Origin of the sequence: Odoribacter sp. AF15-53 (genome assembly GCF_003479425.1) — a bacterium.
GTDB lineage: Bacteria > Bacteroidota > Bacteroidia > Bacteroidales > Marinifilaceae > Butyricimonas.
The window spans coordinates 584,607-610,375 of record NZ_QUHC01000002.1; the positions used below are offsets into that span (position 1 = coordinate 584,607).

Genomic DNA, 25,769 nt, shown 5'->3' on the forward strand with positions numbered 1-25,769 from the left:
ATTCAAGTAAGAATCCCCGGGTAACGCAATCAATTTTTAATGAACTTTCAATCAACATTCAATCAACTTACCCACGAACAACCGGCGCATCAACACAGAAACTCCGGCACACGAGTAGCGCAACACCCTTTTTCTTTATTCCATATCATTAACAAACCCCTTTCCGCTTGAAACATTTTCACCATTTTCATTCGTTTAACAATATACTTACATGAACAAAAGAAATCACGCTCCCAGATGTAACTTTGAGTCGATAAACTCACACGACCATCAAAAACATCCGGTAGTCGATTAAATAAAACAAGAAGGCGTTTATGAAAATTGCGATGAGCGGCGCAAGCGGATACGTGGGTCAACATCTCACACGCTTCTTAACAGGGAAAGGCCATGAAATCATCCCTTTAGGAAGAAGTTTCTTCAAAGAAGAAGACTTCAACCAATTGTGTCATGCCATACAAACAAGCCAGATCGTCATCAATCTCGCCGGAGCTCCCATCAACAAACGCTGGACCAAAGCGTACAAACAGGAATTACAAGACAGCCGCATTCCCGTGACCCGCCAATTAGTACGCGCCATGAAAGCGGCTAACACCCCGCCGGAACTCTTCATATCAACCTCGGCCGTAGGCTATTATTCTTCCTCCGGGATTCATGACGAACATGACGGACAACCGGGATCGGATTTCTTGGCCCGCTTGTGTCAGGCCTGGGAACGAGAAGCCCACGAATGTCCTCACGCAACTCGCCTGGTTATCACTCGATTCGGCATTATACTTTCCGAAGACGGGGGTGTTTTACAACAGATGATTCGCTTGCAACACGTAACACACCTAGGCGCAATCATAGGAAACGGACAACAGCCATTCCCGTGGATAAGCATGCAAGACTTATGCAACGCGTACGATTTCATCATACAACACCCCCACTTACAAGGCACGATAAACCTCACCTCTCCCGAAGTGATCTCCCAGAAACACTTCGCACGCGAGCTGGCAAAAGCAAAAGGAATCCGGTTAATCGTTCCGCTTCCCAAATTTATCTTCCACCTGCTATATAGCGAAGGAGCCTCCTTCATAACAAGCGGGCAAGCGGTTCGCCCCTCGATATTGCAAAAAGCAGGATTTATCTATATCCATCCAACAATAAAAAAACTCCTAACCACCATGAGTCAAGCAGAAATAACAACAGGAAACAAAGCCCAGAAAAGTTTTGACAACCGCACGATCCAAACGATGGATTTACCCAGATACATGGGACGTTGGTACGAGATCGCCCGTTACGAAAATCGCTTCGAGAAAGGAATGACCCACGTGACAGCCACTTACACACGATTATCCAACGGCAAAATTCGAGTGGAAAACGAAGGATACAGGAAAAACACACACAACAAGGCCATCGGACGAGCCAAACAACCCGATCCCGACGCCCCGGGCAAACTGAAAGTTTCATTCTTTTTATGGTTCTACTCCGACTACTACATCCTCGAACTGGACACAGATTACAATTACGTCGTCGTGGGCAGCAGCACGGACAAATATCTCTGGATACTGAGTCGTGAAAAAAACTTACCAAACACGATATTGGATAAATTGCTCAACCACCTCCGGGAAAAGGGCTACGACACGAACAAACTGATTTTCACCAAACAGGACTAAGGCTTATTTTCATCTTTCCATCACCTCGTATTAGCATTGACAAAACAATATATGCCAATGCATTAGACTCGACATTAAACAAACCGGGCAAATACCTCACCACTCCATCCCGCCTTCTCGTGTTTAGCCCGGTAAGACCATACCGAACCATCCAAATACCGAAAAACGGATAAATAACCCGAAAGACATCTCTCCCAATTTCAGAATCAAACTAAATTACACGAGCCACTTCAAATTTAAAACGATTTCGGAGCATATAATGACGATTTTTTATTAAACTCGCGTACAAGCTGAGAAAATAGAATAAATCATATAGAATAGTCATGCAAAATAATCTAATTGACAAAAAAATCGTAGACCAGAAGCTGGAAGCGTGTGGAATCCGTGACATGGAAGATGCCACGATACGCGATATCGTGAAAGTAGTTAACCTGGTTGAAGCCGAAAGCGGGGAAAAGTTCATCCGCATGGAAATGGGCGTTCCGGGACTCGCTCCCTCAAAAGTAGGTATCGACGCCGAAATCGAAGCCCTTCGTGCCGGATGCGCTCAATTCTATCCCATGCTCGAAGGACACAAGGAATTCAAAGAAGAGGGTTCCAAATTCGTGAAAAACTTCATGGATATCAACGTCAAACCGGAAGGCATCATCCCCACGGTAGGCTCCATGCAGGCTTGCTACGCCGCGTTCATGGCTACCACGGAATGCAAGAAAGGGAAAGACACGGTTCTTTTCATCGACCCGGGATTCCCCGTGCAGAAAACCCAGATGCAGGTTATCGGTAAACCCATCGAATCATTCGACGTTTACAACTACCGCGGAGAGAAACTCCGTGAAAAACTGGAAGAACATCTTTCCAAGGGAAACATTGCCGCAATCCTATACAGCAATCCCAACAACCCGGCCTGGATATGCTTCACCGACGAGGAATTGAAAATCATCGGGGAACTGGCCACCAAATACGATGTCATCGTGCTGGAAGACCTCGCCTATTTCGCCATGGACTTCCGCCGGGACCTCTCCGTACCGGGAAAAGCCCCCTTCCAACCGACCGTGGGCAAATACACGGACAACTACATCGCGATGATCTCCGGTTCCAAACTGTTCAGCTACGCCGGACAACGTCTCGGGATCATGTGCATCTCTGATGCCCTGTACAACCGGAAATATGACAACCTGCACGACCGTTTCGGTGGACTGGGGACATTGGGTTACACCATCGTCAACCGGATCATCTACACCCTGTCGTCCGGGACCACCCACTCCTGCCAGTACGCCATGGCTGCCATCCTGAAAGCCGCCAACGAGGGACGTATCAACATCCTCGACGGGGTGCGGGAATACGCGCAAAGAGCGAACGCCATGAAAACCTTATTCACGAAATACGGTTTCGAGATCGTGTATGACCGGGACTTGGCCGAACCCATTGCCGACGGCTTCTACTTCACGATCATCTATCCCGGTTTCACGGGAGGCGACCTCACGAAAGAAATCCTGTACTACGGTATATCAGCCATCCCGTTGCGAGATACGGGCTCCAAGAAACAAGGTCTTCGCGCCTGCGTTTCACAGACCGGTCTCGATCGGATGCCTGCCCTTGAAGAACGCTTGAAACGATTCGCGGCAGACCATAAGATCAATTGAAAACGGAGAATTGAAAATTGAAAACGTGATTTTCAATTTTCAATTCATACAAAAAATCCCTATTTCAAGGGATTGCGGGATAACAATAAAAATAATAGCAAAACAATGTTAAAATACAAGCAACCTATTTCATGATTCAATTTAAGTTTGTAATTTTATCCCGTAAATGCGTTACGAAATATAAGGCAAAAGCAGAATTTATTTATAAATCATAATCAAATCAATTATGGCAAAATTTAGAGGCGCTGTCGTCGTTGACAAAGAAAAATGCAAGGGGTGCAACCTTTGCGTGGTCGCGTGTCCTACCAAAACCCTCGATCTAGCGAAAGAGGTAAATGGAAAAGGATACCACTATTCCGAGATGGTAAATCCGGAAGCATGTATTGGATGTGCCAGCTGCGCGTTGGTATGCCCGGACTCGGTAATCACCGTTTACAAAATGAATGTTCAATAAAGAATAAAAACTACCGAAAATGGCAGAAGTAAAATTAATGAAAGGGAATGAGGTAATAGCCGAGGCTGCTATCCGTTGTGGATGTGATGCTTATTATGGTTATCCTATTACCCCGCAATCCGAAGTCATGGAGACTCTCATGGCACGCAAACCGTGGGAGGAAACAGGAATGGTCGTGTTGCAGGCCGAGAGTGAAATATCCTCAATCAACATGGTATACGGTGCCGCTGCTTGCGGTAAAAAAGCGATGACATCATCATCCAGCCCCGGTATCTCGTTGATGCAGGAAGGTCTAACCTATCTGGCAGGTGCTGAACTCCCCTGTCTGGTCGTGGACGTTGTACGTGGAGGCCCAGGTTTGGGAACCATTCAACCGGCACAAAGTGACTATTTCCAAGCAACGAAAGGTGGAGGTCACGGAGACTATCACTTGATCGTACTTGCTCCCGCTTCCGTTCAGGAAATGAACGATTTCGTCGGTCTTGGTTTTGATTTGGCATTCAAATATCGTAACCCCGCCATGATCCTTGCTGACGGTGTTATCGGGCAGATGATGGAAAAAGTTCAATTGAGCGAATACAAACCTCGCTGGACCGAAGAAGAGATCAACCAAATGTCCGATAGCTGGGCGTTAACCGGAAAGAAAGCACACCGCTCTCACAACACGGTAACCTCTCTTGAACTGGATTCTTACAAACAAGAAACTTTCAACCACAAATTGCAGGCAAAATACCGTGCAATGGAAGAAAACGAAGTGCGTTTCGAAGAAATCCAATGCGATGACGCAGAATACCTGTTCGTGGCTTACGGCTCCGCTTCACGTATTTGCCAGAAGGCCGTGCAACTTTGCCGTGAACAAGGCATCAAGGTAGGTATCCTTCGCCCGATCACGCTGTATCCTTTCCCGACGAAAGAAATCGAAAGACTTTCCAAACAAGTGAAAGGAATCCTGACCGTGGAAATGAGCGCCGGACAAATGGTAGAAGACGTTCGCCAGGCTGCCAAATTCAGAATCCCGGTAGAACACTTCGGACGTTTCGGGGGAGTTATTCCCACGCCGGAAGAGATCGTTGAAGCACTTAAAAAACAAATTATAGGAGCATAAGCTATGTCAGTAGAATTAAAAGATATAATAAAAGAGGAGAATATTGTTTACAAGAAAACTCCCGTGCTTACCGACAACGTGATGCACTACTGCCCGGGATGTTCCCACGGGGTAGTTCACAAACTTGTTGCGGAAGTGATCGAAGAAATGGGTATCCAGGACAAGACTATCGGCGTGTCTCCGGTGGGATGTTCCGTACTCGCTTACAACTATTTGGATATCGACTGGGCGGAAGCAGCTCACGGACGGGCTCCGGCCGTGGCCACGGGTATCAGCCGTGTTCACCCCGATCGCTACGTGTTCACGTACCAGGGCGATGGTGACTTGGCATCTATCGGATGCGGAGAAATCATGCATGCGTGCAGCCGTGGCGAGAACATCGTGGTTATCTTTATCAACAACGCCATCTACGGTATGACCGGGGGACAAATGGCCCCGACTACCCTTCTGGGACAGGTCACCGCTACCACTCCTTACGGACGTGATGCTAAATTAAACGGTTTCCCGATGAAACTGACCGAATTACTTGCCCAACTGGACGGAACTTGCTACGTGACTCGCCAATCGGTACACACCCCGGCGAACGTGCGCAAAACAAAAGCCGCTATCCGCAAGGCATTCGAGAACACCCGGAAAGACAAAGGAGTCTCTTTCGTGGAAGTTGTCAGTACGTGTAACTCCGGTTGGAAAGTAACCCCGGTAGAAGCCAACAAATGGATGGTCGAGAACATGTTCCCGAAATACCCGTTAGGAGATATCAAAGACATTTAATCAGTTCATAAAGTTCATAAAGTCCATAAGGTTCATAAAGTCATTTTTATTCTAACCTTATAAACTTTATAACTTTATAACCTTATAAACTCAATAATTATGACAGAAGAAATCATTATAGCAGGATTCGGTGGACAAGGAGTTCTTTCCATGGGAAAGATTCTCGCTTACTCCGGAATTATGCAAGATCAGGAAGTTGCTTGGATGCCTTCTTACGGTCCTGAAATGCGTGGTGGTACTGCCAACGTGACCGTTATCCTTAGCGACGAGCGTATCAGCTCCCCGATCTTAACCAAATACGATACCGCTATCGTTCTGAACCAACAATCCATGGACAAGTTCGAAAGCATGGTAAAACCGGGCGGGACCTTGATTTACGACCCGAACGGAATCACTCACGAACCCACGAGAAAAGATATCAACATCTACAAGATCGAGGGAACTGCCATTGCCGTGGAGCAAGGTAACCCGAAAGTCTTCAACATGATCGTTCTCGGAGGATTCTTGAAAGTAAAACCGATCGTGAAACTTGACAACGTGGAAAAAGGATTACAGAAATCTTTACCCGCACGTCACCACAAGATGATCCCGATGAACATCGAGGCCATCCAGACCGGTATGAACAATGTAGAAGTTGTTAACCAACTATAGTTCACGACACAAGAAAAGAAAACCCCGCCTTCGGCGGGGTTTTCTTTTTACTTCAATTACCAGCAAGCCGTATAAATCACAGCCAACAAGATACAGATTATGTATGCACATATATTAAACGCTTTATCCGTCTTGAACATATCCGACGTTAAAGCCAATCCCTTCGGGTCATCATCCGTCTTGCAAGTTGCCAGACTAACCATACCGATCGTCACCATCGTCAACAGGAACGTGTACATCATCTGATCGAGGAACGGCATCTCTATCGGCAGGAACTTCAACAACAAGGCAACCGGGATAGAGATCAACACACCCGTAATCGCCCCCCGGTTCGTGGTCTTTTTCCAGAACAATCCCATCAAGAAAACAGCCAGGATTCCGGGACTCACCAACCCGGTGTACTCTTGTATATACACGAACATCTGGTCGAAATTCGCCATCATCGGGGCCAGCAAACACGCCACGACCAACGCCACGGCTGCCGTAACACGTCCCACACCCACCAGCTTCTTATGGGAAGCCTCGCGGTCAATATACGGTTTATAAATATCCATCGTGAAAATCGTGGACGTTGAATTCAGCATGGAAGCCAACGAAGAAACGATCGCCGCCGCCAACGCCGCAAGCACTAATCCCTTCAACCCCGTGGGAACAAACGTCCCGATCAACCAAGGATACGCCTTATCGTTCCCCCCTGTCACCTCGAACATGGCGGTTACAGACGGGTCTTTCGCCTCCGTGTACATCACGAAAGCCACAATTCCCGGAATAACCACGATCAGAGGCACGATCAACTTCAGGAACGCCGCGAAAGCGATCCCCCGTTGAGCCTCTTTCAAAGACTTCGCAGCCAAGGTACGTTGAATAATATATTGATTAAATCCCCAGTAATACAGGTTCGCCACCCACAACCCACCGACAAGTACCGCGATACCCGGTAGATTCTTGAACTCCGGATTATCCTTCGAGATAATCATGTGGAACTTATCCCCCGCCGTGTCAAGCACGTGGTTAAACCCTTCCACGATACCGCCGCCGGGCAACACGTTATCCAACGCGATAAGCGTCGTGATCACGCCCCCGATAATCAACAGAGCCACCTGAATCACATCCGTCCAGGCCACGGCCGACAACCCGCCATAAATAGAATAGGCGGCTGCCACGAAAGCCAACCCGACAATGGCGGGAATAAACAAATCCCCATTCCCCGAACCGATAATCGTATCAATCGCCTTCGCCCCCAAGAATAACACGGAAGTCAGGTTCACGAACACGAACAGGGCGATCCAGAACACGGCCAGAATCGTTTTAAGATTCGTGGAAAAACGTTTCTCCACGAATTCGGGAATCGTGTACAATCCCTGCTTGATAAATATCGGCAAGAAAAACTTTCCCACGATAATCAGCGTCAGCGCAGCCATAAACTCGTATGACGCGATCGCCAGCCCCACGGCAAAGCCCGATCCGGACATCCCGATAAACTGCTCGGCAGAGATATTCGCCGCGATCAACGAGGCACCGATAGCCCACCACGGCAATGACTTACTTGCAAGAAAATAATCCTCCGTTGTCTTCTGCACGCCCTTCTTTCCCCTCGACACCCATAATCCCACGGCGATAATCATCAAGGCGTACGCCCCGAAAATGAAATAATCCCAGAACTCAAAACTTGTGTTCAACATCTTTCCAGCTATTATGGTTTATACTTAGTAAATTCTCCTTACCCCGTCACCGATATCCGCCACGTAGAACTCGGCACTCAACCCGATTTTCTCATGGTATACCGCCGCCAACTTCTCGACAAAGCCAGACACGTCATCTTCTGCCACCAGACTCACGGTACAGCCGCCGAAACCTCCTCCCGTGATGCGAGAACCCAACACGCCCGGCAACTTCTGTCCCTCTTCCGCCAAAGTATCCATCTCTGTCCCGGTGACCTCGTAATCCTCTTTCAAGGAACGATGAGACTCGTTCATCAATTGCCCGAAGCGAACTAAATCGCCTTTCTGCAACACGTTGATCGCCTCGTTCACGCGGGCATTCTCCGTCACCGCATGACGGGCCCTGCGACAGACCGTATCATCCGCTATCAAATGCTTCACGTCCTCGAATTCCGCCACGCTCAAGTCGCACAAATGCTTCGCGTCAATCTCCCTGTTTATAGCGGCCAACGCCTGTTCACACTGGCTTCGCCGCACGTTATATTCCGAGGTCACCAGATCATGATTCTTGTTCGAATTGGCAATTACCAACTTATAACCGTTAATATTCAACGGGATCAGGTCATACTCCAGCGTGCCGCAATCCAAAGCGATAGCATGCCCGCTTCGGCCCATGCCCACGGCAAACTGATCCATAATCCCGCAATTCATCCCGACGAAAACATTCTCGGCCCGTTGTGACATCTTCACCAGCTCCACCACGTCCAGCCCCGTGTTCAACATATCGTTCAGCATAAAAGCCGTCACTACCTCGATAGAAGCAGACGAAGAAAGTCCCGCCCCGTTCGGAATATCCCCGAAGTACAGGACATCAAATCCCCACGGATCGAATCCCCGGTCCGCGAACTCCTTCAACACGCCCAACGGATACTTCACCCATTCGGCAGGTTTATTCTCGAAAACACGCTCGTCAAATTCCCCCCGGAAAGCCTGATTCATACTGGCAAACCCGGTCTTCCGGTCCTCCCGGCGAGCCATCAGCAGGTAAGTCCCGAAACTCAACGCACACGGGAAAACCCTTCCCCCGTTATAATCAATATGTTCCCCGATCAAGTTCACCCGCCCCGGGGCGAAATAAAGATGTTCCGCTTTTCTCCCGTAAACCTCCTTGAACCTCTGTTCTAACACGCCTGTATCCATTTTAATTAATTTAGAGTTTAAAATTTAGAATTTAAAATGGGGGCTAACGCCACATGTCTACAAAGTTAAAGTATTTTCTTTAATTTTTTATATTTATCACGGATGAAAATCTCCTACTATTGCTTATTTTTATGACTTGATAAAAATCATAGGTCATGGAACTGAAAGAATATATTCTTAAAAACGAATGTCTTGAGATTCACGTCTGTAATCTCGGAGGGATTATAAAAAACCTGTTCGTGCGCGATTGCAGATGGCGACGGGTAGACGTAGTTTTAGGGTTTGATACCGTTGAACAATACATCGCTCCGGCCTACCGGAACAATTATCCTTACTTCGGGGCCCTCATCGGACGCTATGGTAATCGCATCAAAAACGGAGAGATCACCATCAACGACAAGACCTACCTGCTAAATAAAAACGAAAAAGAGAATTGCCTGCACGGGGGAACACCCGGGTTCGACCAGCGGATATGGGATGTCGAGCAACCGGACGATGAACATCTGATCTTGCGCTACACCAGCCCGGATGGCGAGAACGGATTCCCCGGCACCCTGGATGTCACGGTACGCTATTCTATAGAAAACAATGTATTCCGGGTCATCTATGACGCCAGTTGCGACCAGCCGACACACGTGAACCTCACGCAACATCCCTACTTCAATCTAAACCCGGATGACACGAACATCGGGAACCATGAACTGCGTCTATATTCCTCCCGCTACCTGGAAACAACACCCGATCTGATCCCCACGGGAACGATCCTTCCCGCTGACACGAAACATTCATTCAATTTCAACAAACCGCTTTTCCTTGCCCTGCAAGAAGACGGGCTGGACGATTGCTACGCGTACGAGGACCCGATAGAACCCCAGCTCATGGCCGAATTGTCGCATCCCAAGAACGGGATCACGATCACGATCCTGTCCGACTATCCCGGTCTGCAAGTCTACACGGGAAAATACATCGACGTGACGAACGGCAAGGGAGGCCGGCATTACGGTCCCTATTCCGGCATCGCCCTGGAAGCACAGATGTTCCCGGACAGCCCTCATCAACCGTCATTCCCGTCCACCCGCTTGAATCCGGGAGAACGATATTACCACAAAACGATTTACTCGTTCAACTGTTTTGGCGTGGAGGAAGATTGGAGTGAAGATTCTTTCCAATAGCCACCGTCAACTGATAGTACGTGATGAAATACTATTATTTTCGTTTCGTTTTCAAAAAGAACATCGGGATCAAAGCTAGGAGCGTGGTGACAAAAGCCACGAAGAAAACATCGTCTATACCGCTGATATAAGCCTCCATGTCCACGTGTTCAAGTATATACCGTTTGGCGTAGGATACGGATTCCGCATGTCCGAGTCCCCCACTCGCTGAAAAGAAATGCCTCAACCCGTCGACCACGTTCGTGTAAGTCTGTTCGGAATAAGCGATTGCCTCATGATAACGCTCCGTGTGAAACGTTCGTCGCTGGCTGAGCAAATGGCTGAACATCGCCACCCCGAAACTCCCCCCGATCTGCCGCACGATATTGGTAACGCTCGACGCCTGCGCCATCTGCTGGTTACTGATCATTCGCAACGACACGTTGAGCAACGGAGGGTAAAGAATCCCCAACCCCACGCCCCGCAGGTAAAGGCTAACCATGATATACCACTTATCCGTCAGGAAAGAAAAAGAGTAATTCATGTAAAAACTACTGCAAAGCAACAGCAATCCCAGCACGATCACCACCTTGGAATTAACCCACCGGGCAGCGTTTCCTGCCAGCGGGGAAGCCACCGCCTGCAAGAACCCCACGGGCAAGAAAAACAACCCCGTCTGGTAAGCCGAATACCCCAGAGAATCCTGCATGTAAAGCGGAATCAGGAAAGTACTCCCGAACATTCCCACCCCGAAGATAAACACGATCAGGTTCGCCAGCGAGAAATTATGATCTTTGAAAATCTTCAGGTTAATCATGGGATTCTTGACGGTCAGCTCCGTGTAAATAAAAAGCACGAAACTAACGGCCGCCACCCACATACACCCCAGCACCAGCGGGCTCGACCATCCCCTCGTGTTCGTACTCGACGTCACTTCCGACAGCCCGTATAGGAACACGGGCAAGAAAATAGCGGACGTCACGAATCCCGGTATATCGAACTTCTGCCGGATGCCCGTCTTATACTCCTGCTGCACGATCATCGTGTAAATGATACTGAACACCCCAATCGGGATATTCACGAAAAAGATATAATTCCAGTTCAGGTTATCCACCAGATAACCACCGATCAACGGACCAAACGAAACGGAAGCCGCAGAGGCAATCGCCCAAAAGCCGAGAGCCATTCCCCGTTGCTCGACCGGGAACACCGTCGTGACAACGGCCATTCCCACCGGCATCAACAGCCCGCCCCCGATTCCCTGAAAGATTCGCCAGAAAACCAACTCCCCGATCGCCGTCGAATTGCCGCACATGAACGAACCGATCGTGAAAACCACTAACGAGAAAATAAACAGTCGTTTATACCCGAACCGATCGGACAACCACCCCGCCGCCGGGAGAATCGTCGCCATCGAAAGCATATACCCGGTCAATATCCACTCGGCACTGTTCATCGAAGCCCCTAGCGTCCCCATGATAACGGGCAACCCCGTGTTTACCACCGTGGAATCCAGCACAGCCATAAAGGTGGTCAGCATCACGTTGAACAACACGAGCCACTTGTAACTCGAACCTCCCAAGGGTGTCGCACTCCCAGTCTCCATCGTCTATTCCTTTACAATTTTAACCGTGGCCGACATGCCGGACACCAGTTTCACCCTCGCTTTCTGCCTGTCGTCCCCCTCCACCTTATCAATCGAGATTTTCAACGGAATCCGTTGTGTCACCTTCGTGAAATTCCCCGAAGCGTTATTCGGCGGCACCAGCGCGAACTCCGAGGCCGTGTTATCACCGATATAATACACCCGTCCCTCGAAAGTCAACTTGTCGTAAGCATCAAGCGTGAATCGCGCCCGTTGCCCCAAGTATATCTCTTTAAACTTCGTCTCTTCCAGATAAACGGCCACCCAAATATCCGTTCCCCGGTTAAGTGTCAACGTCGTCTGCCCGGCCTCGACCATATCTCCCGGCAAAACCCACCGTTTCCCGATAATCCCATCAGCGGGGGCCGTCACTTGATAATACCCCAACTCCGCACGGACAGAAGCGATGGCCGCCTCCGTGGCCCGGATTGTCGCCTCGATAACTTTAATTTCGGCCTCGATCATAGCAAAACGATCCCGGGCGATCTCCGTCTGCAATCGCGAGGATTTCCACGCCTGTTCCGCATCCTGAAACTTCTCCAAAGGGATCTCGCTCCGTTCGTACTGGGATTTCGCCCGTTGGTAATTCTCCGCATTAAGCTGCTCCGCCAAGGCCGCAATCTTCAATTCCTTCCGAGCCGTAGTCAGGTTCACCCGTCGGGAGGCCAGTTGTGCCACCTGCTGCTCCCGTTGTGCCTCAACTTGCCGTACCCTAGTCAAAGCCATGCTATCATCAAGCGTCAGTAAAAGATCGCCCCGTTTCACCGTGTCGCCCTCCATCACCAGCAAACGGGCCACCAGTCCCGGCACCTGCGCCGCCACGCTCACCCGGTACGAGTCGAGATTCGCATCATCCGTGCTGATATATTTACGATAATTCAACCACCATAAAACGACGGCCACGATCGCCACGATAATAAAAATAACCAGGAATATAATCTTCTTCCTCTCTCCCTTCTTCGAGACCTCCACCGTATTTGCCATAATTCAAGTTTAGTTTAGAATGAAATATTTCCGCTATAAACGTCTAAACAAAACATTAGGTTATATTTATTTCCCCCACCCACACGCCTTTCCACGTAAACAGGCGGGAAATAAACAGAAGATTAATTCCAATCCATCCCTCACCCCCTCTTCTGGATTTTATAAAAAATTATTCTCCCTTTTTGATTTATGATTAATTTTAACTATGTTCGCAGAAAAGATCGGCGATGAACATAGAAAAATTACACGGTACAGATCCTCGGTTGTATGAACTTGTGGCACCGTTGGTAATGAGTATTCCCGTACTCCGTCAGAACAACAACTACCCGTTTAAGACATCAGCCAACCACAAGTGGCTCGTGGCAACGGAAGGCGATGAAGTCAAAGGCTTTATGCCTGTTGAAATCAAGAAAGCGGGCGCCTGCATCGATAATTATCACGTTCCGGGGGATAATTCCACCCTACTAGCAGCCCTGATTGACTTCGCGAAGAAAGAGTTCACGGAAAACCAACCTCTTTTCGTCGTCTCCCATGCACGAGATGCGGAAGTTTTCCGGACAAACGGTTTTACCGTTTTCAAAGAGTGGAAATTATATGTAAAAATGGTATATTCCCCAGCTTATGAGAATCAAAAAGAATGTGTATGACGTCGTGCAAGCACGGCTTGAACGATTATTCACCGATTTCGATAACGTGTACGTTTCCTTCTCCGGCGGGAAGGATAGCGGGGTGCTACTCAACCTGTGTATAGACTACATCCGCAAGCACAAGCCCAACCGGAAACTCGGCGTCTTCCACATGGACTACGAGGTGCAGTACAACGAAACCATTCGTTACCTTGACCGTACGCTAGCCGCCAACCCCGACCTGCTCGAAGTCTACCGGGTATGCATCCCCTTCAAGGTATCGACCTGCACGTCCATGTACCAGCGCTACTGGCGTCCGTGGGACGACTCGTTACGCCACCTGTGGGTGAGAGAACTCCCCACGGGATGTTACTGCAAGGAAGACTTCGATTTCTACACGGAAGAGATGTGGGACTACGACTTCCAAGTAAAATTTGCCGAGTGGTATCACAAAAAAAAGAACGCCCAGCGTACCTGCTGCCTCATCGGGATTCGCACGCAGGAGAGCTACCACCGCTGGCAGGCGATCCATCGCGACAAAAACTACCACAGCTACAAACACTTGAAATGGACGCACAAAGTCGCGCAAAACATCTTCAACGCCTACCCGATATACGACTGGCTCACCACCGATATCTGGACCGCAAACGGAAAATTCAAGTGGGACTACAATCACCTGTATGACCTCTATTACCAGGCCGGGGTTCCCCTCGAACGCCAGCGCGTGGCCAGCCCCTTTATCTCGCAAGCCCTTTCCAGCCTCAAACTGTATCGGGCCATAGACCCCGACATGTGGGGCAAGATGATTAGCCGAGTCAACGGCGTGAATTTCACCGGACTATATGGCGGTACTACCGCTATGGGCTGGCAATCGGTCACGTTGCCGGAAGGCATGACATGGGCCTCCTACTTCAAATTCCTCCTCTGCACACTCCCCGATGAAGCGCGTGAAAACTACTTGCGCAAGCTCTCCGTGAGCATGGAATTCTGGAGCAAGAAAGGCGGGTGTCTCGCCGAGGAAACGATCGCCAAGCTCCGTAGGATGGGTATCCCGATCTCGGTCGGAGAATCCACGAATTACAAAACCAACAAAAAGCCCGTGCGCATGGAATACCAGGATGACATCCGCGTCTCCGAATTCAAGGAACTACCCACGTTCAAACGCATTTGTATCTGTATCCTGAAAAACGATCACTCCTGCAAATACATGGGATTCGCCTTGAACAAGGCGGAACGCGAACGCCGGGCAAATGTCATGCTGAAATATAAATCTCTAATGGAATCTTATGGAAGAATATAAAAGCCCCGTGTACAACGTGATCCGGGTCCCTGTCGACAAGGTGGTCGCCAACACTTACAACCCCAACGTGGTGGCCCCACCCGAAATGAAATTACTGGAACTATCCATCTGGGAAGACGGCTACACCATGCCCTGCGTGTGCTACTATATCCCCGAAAAAGACATCTACGAACTGGTGGACGGGTTCCATCGCTACAAGATCATGAAAACCTCACAACGCATATTCGAGCGAGAAAAAGGACTCCTCCCGGTTGTCGTGATCAACAAGGACATTTCCAATCGCATGGCCTCGACGATCCGCCACAACCGGGCCCGCGGCACGCACAACATCGAACTGATGACCGAAATCGTGTCGGAACTCACCAAGGCGGGCATGTCCGACAGTTGGATCATGCAGAACATCGGCATGGACAAGGATGAGATCCTACGCCTGAAACAAATATCGGGACTGGCAGAACTATTTGCAGACAAAGAATTCTCTCTCACGAAGGACGATTAAGAGAGGGGAATAAAGTCCATAGTCACAAGCCCTACGTTGGCGATCTTTTCTCAATCGCTGCACTTAGACAATAAGGGAATCCCAACCCTACACGAACAGAACATAGACCGAAATTTGAGTCTATGTTCTGTTCGTGTAGAGTAGTTGTTATGTTCTTGATCAAGAGAAAGGGTAACCCAACCATAGACAACGGGCGGATTACTCTCGAAAAACTATTTCAATCCTTCGAAATACGCTACCAGTTTCTCGTGAGGCACGGAAACACATATACGCGAATAATCCTTCGCGTACGCTTGCCGGGTCTTCGTGAAGAAAGAAAGCGACACCGCACCGATATAATGTTCAAGCAACTCCTCCTCGCTCCGGTTGACGATCACGAATATTCCACGGGGTGTCGTGCCCGTGTAGAACTCGTCGGCCAACAATCCCTTCGCCCGCAAGTACTCGATATTCAAAGCGATATCGCGAATCGTGCGCTCCTTGAAGGCCGTCACCGCCCGTTTCCCCTCGGGAGTTGTCAAGAGACGCAACACCAGTTCTTGGGCGAAACCATTGATCCCGTTCGTGTTGTACATCACCCGGACCTCCAACTCATCGTGCAGTTCCTTATTACACGTGTGTATAAACCCAAGCCGTTGCCCGCTCAATCCCACCGACTTGCTGAAACTCTCGGTAATAATCACGTTCTCCATGTTCATCAACCGCACGTAATAATCATCCGAGGCATCCATAAAAAGACGACGATAAGGACAATCATAAAAAACCACCACCCCGGCATCGTTCAGCGCACGGATGATCGCCAGTTGCTCCTCGTCGTCATGCTTATCGCCCAACGGGTTACTCGGATCGCTGATTAACACGGCGTTTCCCTTCAAACAGTCGATCATCGGCAGCAAATCCGACTGATTGTCATACCCCTCGCTCTCGACCTGCCGGATAGTAAGCATCTTGAAATAACACCCCCAATAATAAGAAGGAAGATACAATTTCCCGATATTCACCGTCTGCGCCACAAGATCAAGGGCATGCATCCCGCCCGCCGTGATCAAAATATTATCAGGCGAGGACTTCCCCGCAAAAAACTCCTCGTTAATCGCCACCCGCAAATCCGGCCGTCCTGCACCATGCGGGTATACCTGTATATCCGGAGAATTGAAATCAATTGATTTCACCACCTCCGTCAAATCAATGTTCACCACTTGATTCACACCCCGGTTCAGGGGTAAATATTCCTTCCCGTTCTCCCGAGAAAGTTCTTTTAGCGTCTCCCCGATTTGCACGATTCTAGAGAGGACCGCCCCACTTTTGTTTATTTTCATCGCTATTCCGCGTTTAATTATCGTTCTGTTTCAATCGTTCCGTGATCAAATCCCTGTACTCGAAATAAAGGTCTTCGAGCAAAGGCATCTTCTCGACAAAAAAAGCGTATATCCGCTCGTGATCCTCCGCCCGGTAGAGATTCACGCCCCGCAATTCGAAATAAATCGCACTGACCTCTTGTCCCTCGATTCCCGTGTACTCCTCCTCCCACTTCAACTCGTCACCGCACTCCTCCCGGAATAATGTCTGGTACGACAACATGCACTCGTATACCTCGAAACGACGCAACTCGTTCTTGTGATCAATCTGGAACAACACGAGAGCCTTCTCCCGGTCCGCATAGAACTTCAACTGCGTGGACCGTATCTTCACCCCCGTGAGTACCCACTTCCGGTAAACGTGCTTCCGCTTGCAATAACGCTTGAAACCCTCCCAGAACTTCAACCGGACTTCCTTTGCCTCTTCTTTCGTGAACACCTTTAGAAACTTAGATTTTTAAATTAATATTCAAGAACAAACTCTTTCGTTTTATCTCCCCACAAAGATAAAAAAAACTCTAAAGTTTTTGCTATATTTGCCCAAACGATAGAGTTTATAAGGTTTATAAAGTTTATAGACCCCTACGGGGCGTTTTGTCAACGGCAGCCTAGGCTGCCGATAAACACCGTCCGAAGGACACCCGTGACTTTATAGACTTTATGGACTTTATAGACTTTATGAACTTATTAATATGTTGACATTAAAATATTATCAAGACAAGATCGAGGCCGGGTGCGACGAGGCCGGTAGGGGATGCTTGGCCGGTCCGGTCTTCGCGGCAGCGGTGATCTTACCGGAAAACTTCTTCAACGAAATGCTGAACGACTCGAAACAGCTATCCGAAAAGAAACGAGACGAACTGCGAGTCGTCATCGAACGGGAAGCCCTAGCGTGGGCCGTGGCTAGCGTGGACAACGAGGAGATCGACAAGATCAACATCCTCAACGCCTCGATCGAGAGCATGCACCGGGCGTTAGCGCAATTAAGTATCCCCCCGCAACATATCCTTGTCGATGGTAACCGCTTCAAACCTTACGGGGACACGGAATACCACTGTATCGTAAAAGGAGACGGGAAATACATGGCCATAGCGGCCGCCTCCATCCTTGCCAAAACGCACCGGGACGAGTACATGAAACACTTGCACGAGCAATATCCCGTCTACGACTGGATTAGCAACAAGGGCTACCCGACCAGGAAACACCGGGAAGGAATCCTCGTTCACGGCATCACTCCCTACCACCGGAAAAGCTTCACCTTGCTCGACCCCCAACTAAAACTGGACTTTAATAATTGAAAATGAAAAGTGGTACAATAGTTGCTATTCGTTCAACATGCAAACTTTTAGTTTTTAGTTACTAACTTTTAACTTTATACATAATGCCTGTCATCAACTCCATTATCTCCATGTTCTCGACCAAAAGATTGTCGCAAATCGAGTTTTTCAAGGAAAATCCGATTCAGGTGCAACGCGACACGCTGGTTGAATTACTTAACGAGGCCGCCGACACGGAATACGGAAAAAAGTATGATTTCGCATCCATCCTGACAGCGGAACAGTACCGGGAACGCCTCCCGATCATCCACTACGAGGAACTGGCTCCCTACACCGAGCGCCTGATGAACGGCGAGCAAAACCTGCTGTGGCCTGAAGTCATCACATGGTTCGCCAAATCGTCGGGGACCACCGCCGCCAAAAGCAAGTTCATCCCCGTGAGTAAAGAAGCACTGGAGAACTGTCACTTCCGGGGAGGGAAAGACGTGATCTCGATCTTCAACAAACTCTACCCCGAGGCACAGGTATTCAATGGCAAAACGCTGGCCCTCGGAGGAAGCAGCGAGATTTCAAAGACGAACAACAACTGCCGCTACGGCGATCTGTCCGCCATACTGATCTCGAACACCCCGTTCTGGGCAAACATGATGAAAACACCCGACCAGTCGATCATGCTCATGAGCGAGTGGGAAGAAAAGATAGAGAAAATCTGCGACACGACCATCAAGGAAGACGTGCGTAGTCTGGCGGGAGTGCCGTCATGGTTCCTCACGCTGATCAACCGCATACTGGAACGAACGGGAAAAAGCAATCTTCACGAGGTATGGCCCAATCTAGAACTATTCATCCACGGGGGCATCAACTTTACCCCCTACCGGGAACAATACAAGCGACTGCTGCCCGATCCGAAAATGAAGTATCTCGAAACGTACAACGCATCGGAAGGATTCTTCGGATTACAGGATGACCCGAACGACACCTCCATGCTGTTAATGCTCGACTACGGAGTCTACTATGAATTCGTACCCGTCGGAGAACTGAGCAAGCCACGCCCCCGAGCGCTCCTCCTCGAAGAAGTCGAAACGGGCGTGAACTACGCCCTGGTGATCTCGACCAACGCGGGATTGTGGCGTTACATGATCGGCGACACGATACAGTTCACTTCAACTCGTCCCTACAAATTCAAGATCACGGGACGCACAAAGCTATTTATCAACGCTTTCGGGGAGGAACTGATCATTGACAACGCTATCGAGGCCCTGAAACACACCTGCGAACGCACGGGTGCCACCGTGATTGCCTTCACCGCCGCCCCCGTATTCATGAGCGACGGCAAGAAAGGAGCCCACGAATGGATCATCGAGTTTGAAACCCCACCCGCCGATACGGAAACATTCGCGGACATTCTCGACTCCGAACTGAAAAAAGTGAACTCCGATTACGAGGCCAAACGCTACAAGAACATGTCACTCCAACGCCTCATTCTCCATACCGCCCGTCCCAATCTTTTCAACGACTGGCTCAAAGAGAAAGGTAAACTGGGTGGGCAGAACAAAGTCCCGCAATTGTGGAACGATCGCACTCACATTGATCAATTATTGAAAATGAACGAACGAATAGGTGACTAACGCATTAGTCTCCCTGTTTATAAAGTTTGTAAAGTTTGTAAAGTTTATAAAGTGAATGGACCCCTGCGGGCCGCTCTGTCTACGGCAGCTTGAGCTACCGATAAACACTGTCCGAAGGACACTCGTCACGTTATAAACTTTATGAACTTTATAAACCTTTTTCCGCTTTACATCGTATCTTTGCAAAAAAATACACGCACATGAGAAAAACAACTATTTTAATGATGATCGCCGTGACATTTGCATTCTTCGGATGCAAAAGCAACAGCGGCAACAAGGCGCAACTGGTCGCCAACGAGTGGCAATTAAAAGAGATGACAACAACAGACGGGAAAGTCGAACTTCCCCAACGAGTGCCAACCATCGTACTGACCGACACGAACACGATGTACGGATTTTCCGGATGTAATCGTTTCTTCGGGAGATATTCCACGGAAGGCAACACGATTAAACTCGAACCGGGAGGAAGCACGATGATGGCTTGTCCGGACTTGCAATTCGAGGACAAATTCATGAAAACACTGGCAGTCATGACCACGTACAGCATCGAAAACAAAGAGTTAAAATTAACGGATAAAGACCGGAAACAAACCTTAGTATTCATCCCGAAAACAGCCGAACAAACAATCGGTGTCGCCAATGACGCGCACGGATGCAATGCGGCTGCCGGGTACACCTGGTCGGAAGCTAAGAAAGACTGCATCCGCCTGTTCGAAAACGGAGTTCGCATGAACCCGGTAAACGACCCGCAATCCACTCTTTCCACATTTATCGTTTTCTCCAACGACTCCACACTGGTCGAAGTATTCATCGCCGGTTCTGAAACACACCCGTTACTCGACAGACGCTCTTTACCGAATGGCGATTACGCGTGGAACGTGGAGGACGACGATACCTACAACGTGAGACAAGTAAACGGACAATGGATTATCGAACAACGCGGTGAAACCTTATACACCGAAACCCCGGAAAGCGTGATTAATGCCGTATTCCAAGGTGGTGATGGGAAAACCAAAATGCTGTACCAGGTGAACGTAACCTTCTACCCTGCCGAAGAGCTGGCTATCGTGACCCTCGACGACCAAACCTACGAATTACCCCAGCAACGCATGGCCTCCGGTTATCTTTATAAAAATGACCAGGTAAGCCTCATGGGCAAAGGCCAAGAAGCCGAACTCACTCTTCCCGACGGGAAAGTATTGAAATTACAGGAAAAGAAATAAAACAGTTTATAAAGTTTATAAGGTTCATAAGGTTTATAAAGTGACGGGTGTCCTTCGGACAAAGTTCAACGGCAGCTATGCTGCCGTAAACAAAGCGCCCGCAGGGTCCATCAACCTTATAAACTTTATAAACCTTATAAACTTTACAAACCCAACCTCAACGAGAGAACAACAATTCCCTATACTTTGGCAACGGCCAAATCTCATCATCCACCAACAACTCCAGCTTATCCACGTGATAACGAATCTTCTCCAGATAAGGACGCACCTTCTCGGTATACTCCCCGGCACGAGCCACCTCATCGGCGATCGTGTTTGCCTGCTTGCGGGCTTCCGTCATATCTGATACCATCTTCTGAATCTCACGAATGTGATGAGAGATCGTCCGGATAGCCTCAATCTGCACGTCTGCGACCATCTCGTAATCCGGCAATATATTCTTCAAAGCGTTCACGTTAGCTAACAAAGTATTCTGGTACATGATCGCCGTGGGAATGATATGATTCAGCACAAGATCGCCCAACACGCGGGATTCTATCTGCAATTTCTTCAAATATATCTCGTTCTTGATCTCGAACCGGGCTTGCAACTCCCGTTCGCTCAGAATCCCGTTATCCACGAATAAGTGTTTCGCTTTCTCCGAACAATAAGCCTTCAACGCCGGTACACAATCCACCTCGGTCGACAATCCCCGCCGAGCCGCTTCCTCATGCCACTCCTTACCATAACCGTTCCCCTCGAAACGCACCGGACGGGACTCGATTATATATTTACGCAACACCTGGAATATCGCCTCGTCCTTCTTGACACCCTTTTCAATCAAAGCATCGGTTTCCTTCTTGAACAAGATCAACTGTTCGGCCACCGCGGCATTCAAAGCGATCATCGGCCCTCCGCAATTCGCCGATGAACCAACCGCACGAAACTCGAAACGATTTCCCGTGAAGGCGAAAGGCGAAGTCCGGTTACGATCCGTGTTATCCAACATGATCTCCGGAATTTTTCCCACGTTCAACTTCAACTCGGTCTTCTCGTCCGGGCTCATTTTCTTATCGCTCACTTTCTCCACCAACTCGTCGAGCATCCCGGACAAATAATTCCCCAGGAACACGGACATAATCACCGGGGGCGCCTCGTCACCTCCCAGACGAGCTTCGTTCCCTTGCGACACGATCGACGCTTTCAACAGATCACCATGCTCGTAAACGGCTTTGATCGTCGATACCAGAAAAATCAGGAATTGCATATTCGATTTCGGGTTCTTTCCCGGCGACAACAAGTTCACCCCCGTATCCGTCATCAGAGACCAGTTGTTATGCTTCCCGGAACCATTCACTCCTTTATAAGGTTTCTCGTGCAAAAGCACCCGGAAATTATGCCGCCGGGCCACTTTCTTCATCGTGGACATCAATAACTGGTTGTGATCGACCGCCAGGTTCGCCTCCTCGAAAATAGGGGCACATTCGAACTGATTCGGGGCCACCTCGTTATGGCGCGTTTTGATCGGGATACCAAGACAATGACACTCGTACTCCAACTCTTCCATGAACGCCGTCACCCGGGCCGGAATTGCCCCGAAATATTGATCTTCCAACTGTTGGTCCTTCGCCGACGAATGTCCCATCAACGTCCGTCCACACAATTTCAGATCGGGGCGGGCATTATACAAAGCTTCATCCACGAGAAAATACTCCTGCTCCCACCCCAACGTGGCCATCACACGCTGCACGTCCTTGTCGAAATACTGACAGATATCCACTGCCGCTTTATCTATCATGGCCAAAGCCTTCAACATCGGTGTCTTGAAATCAAGAGCCTCCCCCGTGTACGCCACGAAAACCGTGGGAATACACAACGTGCGATTATTAATAAACGCGGGAGAAGCCGGGTCCCACGCCGTGTAGCCGCGAGCCTCGAAAGTATTCCGAATTCCCCCGTTCGGGAAACTCGAAGCGTCAGGTTCTTGCTGGACCAACAACCGCCCGTCAAATGATTCGATCACGTCACCATTCGGCAACAAATCAATAAAAGAATCATGTTTCTCCGCCGTGGCCCCGTTCAACGGGTGAAACCAGTGCGTGTAATGAGTAACTCCCCGTTCAACAGCCCATGCCTTCATGGCCGCTGCCACCTGATCGGCCAACCCGCGGTCAATCACCATCCCTTCCAACATCGCCTTCTCCAATTTTTTGTAGGCCTCGATTGAAAGATAGTGACGCATCTTATCCATTGAAAACACGTTCTCTCCAAACACGACTGAACACCTGGGACGTACCCCGCATTCAACAGGTTTGCGACGAGCGATCTCCTGTAAAGCTAAGAATCTAAATTTCGCCATAAAATTGTATTTTTAGAAATGAACCCTAAATTTTCAGGGGTCAAATATATAAAATAATATTTATTTTGAATACACACCCCTATATTTTTAATGCCAAAATCACAAAATAATCATTTTTCATAAACCATACCCCTCAAAAAACATCCCCTCCCTTCAAAAAGAATACATTCCATTTTCAAAATAAACAAACATCGCTATGGCTCTGTAAATAAAAAAACGTACATTTGATCGGTGTCATTAAAAATTACCAAAGGCGTTTTAAATAGCAATATTTATGTCAGAAAATACTTCTACCTACGGAACAAAAATTCCTGCCGGGTTACAAGAGGCTATTATAGCCGCAAGCCCCGACATGATCGTCATATTTGACGATTCATATCATTTGGTGCATTTACTTAACCCGATCCCGGAACAACTTCCCTTGCCCGCAGAAGAAATGATCGGGAAAACACTGGAAGAGATCGTGATACATCCCAAAGCAAGAGAGTATTTTCAACAACAATTACAAAAGACCCGGGAACAAAAAACTCCAAGACAATTCGATATCTGCCTCCCGACACGAAAAAACACCTACTATTTCGAAATCTACACGAGACTACTTCCCGATAACCAAGTAATCGCTTTTATGCGGGATATCACCGATTACACGCTACGGAAATTGCAAACGGAAAAGCTGCTACACTTTCTGAGCCAAGTACTCGAAAGCATAGATATCCCGGTTTTTATCAAGGACATGAATTCTGAACGCTACATTTTCTGGAGTAAACAATCATGCATCTTTGGACGTTCCAGTGAAGAGGTTATCGGCCAAACGGAAGAAATCGTGATGAGCAAGGAACGGGCCCAACAAGTCCGGGAATTTGACCGACAACTCGCAAGAAATAACACTTCGTACCGGGGGATTGAAAAATTCGTTCTTAACGACGGTCAGGAACACATGCTAATGATCAACAAACACCTTTTTACTGAAAACAACGAAAACTGGCTCGTGTGTAGTGCTTTGGACATCACCAGCATGCAAAAACAACAAGAAGAGATCAAGTCTATCACGCAAAAACTGATGCTCGCCCTGAACATCACGAAACATGCACTCTGGATGTACGACATCGAAGAACAGGTATTTATCACCAACTCGTTACAATTAAAAGGGATATATAGAGATTCTTTAGAGTGGGATCTGAAGATACCGTTCTCTCAATTCTTCAATGCTATACATCCCGATGACCAGACACGAGTAGCCCAAGAATTCGATAACCTCATCCGTGGCAAAGTATACCGGATAAAATTAACCTTCCGGGCTGACTACAAACACTGTGGGTATTACAAATGGATTGAAATTAACGCTTTACAAGAGGAAGGATGCCATCACGAAAAAACGAGGAGATTAATCGGAACCTCTAGTTCCGTCGATGACTACAAGAAACTGGAAAATTCCCTGCGGGATGCAAAGGAGAAACTAGAAATCACGAATTCATCCCTATCCTCCGTTCTCAGCCTGGCTCACGTTCTCCCGTGGGATTGCGATGTCCCCTCGCAGACCTTCTCTTGCGACTATGACATCTACCATCATGAAGATACTCCTTTTGCCATCAACGGGAAATACTTCTGCAAGGTCGAGAAATATATTAACTCCATACATCCCGACTATCGGGATCACATGCGCTCGGTATTCGAAGAACTCCTCTCGGGCAAACGCACCGAATTCCACGAAGTGTACCTCGTACACTGGTACAACAACCGGGAATACGAGTGGATCGACAAACAGGGAGCCGTTTACGAATACGACCTCTCGGGAAATCCCAAAACCATCATCGGATCAAGCATCGTGGTAACGGAACGCAAACAAATGGAACAAAACCTGTTACAGGCAAAAGAACAAGCCGAGGAAAGTAACCGATTGAAATCCGCTTTTCTTGCGAACATGAGTCACGAAATCCGCACACCTCTCAACTCGATCGTGGGCTTCTCCGAAATCCTTTCCATGACGGAAGACGAGATGGAAAGACAAGAATACATCAATATCATCAAGAACAATAATAACCTGTTGCTACAACTGATCAACGACATCCTCGATCTCTCCAAGATCGAGGCCGGAACGTTAGAATTCGTGTACTCGAAAGTGGATATTAACCTCTTACTCGACGAGATTGAACAAGCAACCCGCTTCAAGATGAGCGACAGTCCCGTCACATTCAACGTGGAAGAACGCCTGCCCGAATGTGTCATTCGCACCGAGCGTAACCGCCTGTCGCAAGTGATCAACAATTTCATAACCAACGCCATCAAATTCACCGAACAAGGAAGTATAAAACTGGGATACAAATTACTGGACCCGAAAACGCTCTATTTCTACGTTTCCGACACGGGTTGCGGTATCGCCCCGGATAAAAAACAACAGGTATTCGGACGCTTCATCAAGCTGAACAACTTCGCTCAAGGCACGGGACTGGGACTCGCTATCAGCGAAACAATCATCACGAAACTCGGTGGTAAAATCGGCGTGAACTCCGTGGAACATCAAGGCTCAACCTTTTGGTTTACCCTACCCTACACAGGGCAATCGCATTAAAAACGCTTTCGCTCCTGTCCGTAAAGTCCAT

General features: G+C 48.5%; 21 protein-coding genes. 14 read left to right on the forward strand and 7 right to left on the reverse strand.

Features of this window, described 5'->3' with window-relative positions; all coding sequences use genetic code 11:
* Positions 1-314: 314 nt before the first annotated feature.
* The 6 genes from DWW52_RS06900 (at position 315) to DWW52_RS06925 (ending at position 6,279) form a co-directional block, all read left to right on the forward strand.
* On the forward strand, positions 315-1,655 hold the full coding sequence (locus DWW52_RS06900; protein ID WP_118714725.1) for a TIGR01777 family oxidoreductase: 1,341 nt from the start codon (positions 315-317) through the stop codon (positions 1,653-1,655).
* A gap of 323 nt (positions 1,656-1,978) precedes the next feature.
* The gene (locus DWW52_RS06905) at positions 1,979-3,298 is read left to right on the forward strand and encodes a pyridoxal phosphate-dependent aminotransferase (protein WP_118714726.1); all 1,320 of its coding nucleotides are present in this window, start codon (positions 1,979-1,981) and stop codon (positions 3,296-3,298) included.
* A gap of 226 nt (positions 3,299-3,524) precedes the next feature.
* Positions 3,525-3,752 (forward strand): 4Fe-4S binding protein, encoded by a 228-nt coding sequence (locus DWW52_RS06910; protein WP_027202850.1) that lies wholly within the window; start codon positions 3,525-3,527, stop codon positions 3,750-3,752.
* Positions 3,753-3,771: 19 nt separating this feature from the next.
* Positions 3,772-4,857: a 3-methyl-2-oxobutanoate dehydrogenase subunit VorB gene (locus DWW52_RS06915; protein ID WP_118714727.1), complete on the forward strand. Its 1,086-nt coding sequence runs from the start codon at positions 3,772-3,774 to the stop codon at positions 4,855-4,857.
* A gap of 3 nt (positions 4,858-4,860) precedes the next feature.
* Positions 4,861-5,628 carry a thiamine pyrophosphate-dependent enzyme gene (locus DWW52_RS06920; RefSeq protein WP_118714728.1) on the forward strand — a complete coding sequence of 256 codons (768 nt, stop codon included), beginning with the start codon at positions 4,861-4,863 and terminating at the stop codon, positions 5,626-5,628.
* A gap of 99 nt (positions 5,629-5,727) precedes the next feature.
* On the forward strand, positions 5,728-6,279 hold the full coding sequence (locus DWW52_RS06925; RefSeq protein ID WP_118714729.1) for a 2-oxoacid:acceptor oxidoreductase family protein: 552 nt from the start codon (positions 5,728-5,730) through the stop codon (positions 6,277-6,279).
* A gap of 56 nt (positions 6,280-6,335) precedes the next feature.
* On the opposite strand, the gene DWW52_RS06930 is transcribed toward DWW52_RS06925, so the two are convergent.
* Together DWW52_RS06930 and DWW52_RS06935 are read right to left on the reverse strand one after the other, a co-directional pair.
* Positions 6,336-7,961: a sodium/sugar symporter gene (locus DWW52_RS06930; RefSeq protein ID WP_118714730.1), complete on the reverse strand. Its 1,626-nt coding sequence runs from the start codon at positions 7,959-7,961 to the stop codon at positions 6,336-6,338.
* 24 nt (positions 7,962-7,985) lie between these two features.
* A complete protein-coding gene (locus DWW52_RS06935; RefSeq protein ID WP_118714731.1) occupies positions 7,986-9,140 on the reverse strand; it encodes a galactokinase in 1,155 nt (384 codons plus the stop codon).
* Positions 9,141-9,295: 155 nt separating this feature from the next.
* On the opposite strand from DWW52_RS06935, the gene DWW52_RS06940 reads away from it, so the two are divergent.
* Positions 9,296-10,312: an aldose epimerase family protein gene (locus DWW52_RS06940; protein WP_118714732.1), complete on the forward strand. Its 1,017-nt coding sequence runs from the start codon at positions 9,296-9,298 to the stop codon at positions 10,310-10,312.
* 34 nt (positions 10,313-10,346) lie between these two features.
* Here DWW52_RS06940 and DWW52_RS06945 read toward each other — a convergent pair whose 3' ends face one another.
* Together DWW52_RS06945 and DWW52_RS06950 are read right to left on the reverse strand one after the other, a co-directional pair.
* Positions 10,347-11,897, reverse strand: a complete 1,551-nt coding sequence (locus tag DWW52_RS06945) for a DHA2 family efflux MFS transporter permease subunit (protein ID WP_118714733.1) — start codon at positions 11,895-11,897, stop codon at positions 10,347-10,349.
* A 3-nt stretch (positions 11,898-11,900) separates the two neighbouring features.
* Positions 11,901-12,920 carry an HlyD family secretion protein gene (locus tag DWW52_RS06950; RefSeq protein WP_118714734.1) on the reverse strand — a complete coding sequence of 340 codons (1,020 nt, stop codon included), beginning with the start codon at positions 12,918-12,920 and terminating at the stop codon, positions 11,901-11,903.
* A 227-nt stretch (positions 12,921-13,147) separates the two neighbouring features.
* Between DWW52_RS06950 and DWW52_RS06955 the strand changes: the two genes are divergently transcribed.
* From DWW52_RS06955 to DWW52_RS06965, 3 genes are read left to right on the forward strand one after another with little or no spacing between them, the layout of a single operon-like run.
* Complete coding sequence (locus DWW52_RS06955; protein ID WP_118714735.1) at positions 13,148-13,567, forward strand: hypothetical protein; 420 nt, start codon at positions 13,148-13,150, stop codon at positions 13,565-13,567.
* Entirely contained in the window at positions 13,542-14,846 is a 1,305-nt protein-coding gene (locus DWW52_RS06960) for a DUF3440 domain-containing protein (protein ID WP_118714736.1), read from the forward strand. The genes DWW52_RS06955 and DWW52_RS06960 overlap by 26 nt, the downstream gene beginning before the upstream one ends.
* Positions 14,833-15,345, forward strand: a complete 513-nt coding sequence (locus DWW52_RS06965) for a ParB/RepB/Spo0J family partition protein (RefSeq protein ID WP_118714737.1) — start codon at positions 14,833-14,835, stop codon at positions 15,343-15,345. Before DWW52_RS06960 ends, DWW52_RS06965 begins: the two co-directional genes overlap by 14 nt.
* A gap of 212 nt (positions 15,346-15,557) precedes the next feature.
* Here the strand turns inward: DWW52_RS06965 and DWW52_RS06970 are convergent, their stop codons facing one another.
* Together DWW52_RS06970 and DWW52_RS06975 are read right to left on the reverse strand one after the other, a co-directional pair.
* Positions 15,558-16,664 (reverse strand): pyridoxal phosphate-dependent aminotransferase, encoded by a 1,107-nt coding sequence (locus tag DWW52_RS06970; protein ID WP_118714738.1) that lies wholly within the window; start codon positions 16,662-16,664, stop codon positions 15,558-15,560.
* Positions 16,665-16,677: 13 nt separating this feature from the next.
* Complete coding sequence (locus tag DWW52_RS06975; protein ID WP_118714739.1) at positions 16,678-17,142, reverse strand: DUF4268 domain-containing protein; 465 nt, start codon at positions 17,140-17,142, stop codon at positions 16,678-16,680.
* 253 nt (positions 17,143-17,395) lie between these two features.
* Between DWW52_RS06975 and DWW52_RS06980 the strand changes: the two genes are divergently transcribed.
* The 3 genes from DWW52_RS06980 to DWW52_RS06990 all read left to right on the forward strand — a co-directional run bounded on the left by DWW52_RS06980 (position 17,396) and on the right by DWW52_RS06990 (position 20,831).
* Positions 17,396-18,001 (forward strand): ribonuclease HII, encoded by a 606-nt coding sequence (locus tag DWW52_RS06980; RefSeq protein ID WP_118714740.1) that lies wholly within the window; start codon positions 17,396-17,398, stop codon positions 17,999-18,001.
* A gap of 83 nt (positions 18,002-18,084) precedes the next feature.
* Positions 18,085-19,608 (forward strand): GH3 auxin-responsive promoter family protein, encoded by a 1,524-nt coding sequence (locus DWW52_RS06985; RefSeq protein ID WP_118714741.1) that lies wholly within the window; start codon positions 18,085-18,087, stop codon positions 19,606-19,608.
* Positions 19,609-19,808: 200 nt separating this feature from the next.
* Complete coding sequence (locus DWW52_RS06990) at positions 19,809-20,831, forward strand: META domain-containing protein (RefSeq protein ID WP_233556748.1); 1,023 nt, start codon at positions 19,809-19,811, stop codon at positions 20,829-20,831.
* A gap of 157 nt (positions 20,832-20,988) precedes the next feature.
* Here DWW52_RS06990 and DWW52_RS06995 read toward each other — a convergent pair whose 3' ends face one another.
* Entirely contained in the window at positions 20,989-23,169 is a 2,181-nt protein-coding gene (locus DWW52_RS06995) for a glutamine synthetase III (protein ID WP_118714743.1), read from the reverse strand.
* 274 nt (positions 23,170-23,443) lie between these two features.
* Here DWW52_RS06995 and DWW52_RS07000 point away from each other — a divergent pair, with 274 nt between their 5' ends.
* Positions 23,444-25,738: an ATP-binding protein gene (locus DWW52_RS07000; RefSeq protein WP_118714744.1), complete on the forward strand. Its 2,295-nt coding sequence runs from the start codon at positions 23,444-23,446 to the stop codon at positions 25,736-25,738.
* The last annotated feature ends 31 nt before the right edge of the window (positions 25,739-25,769 follow it).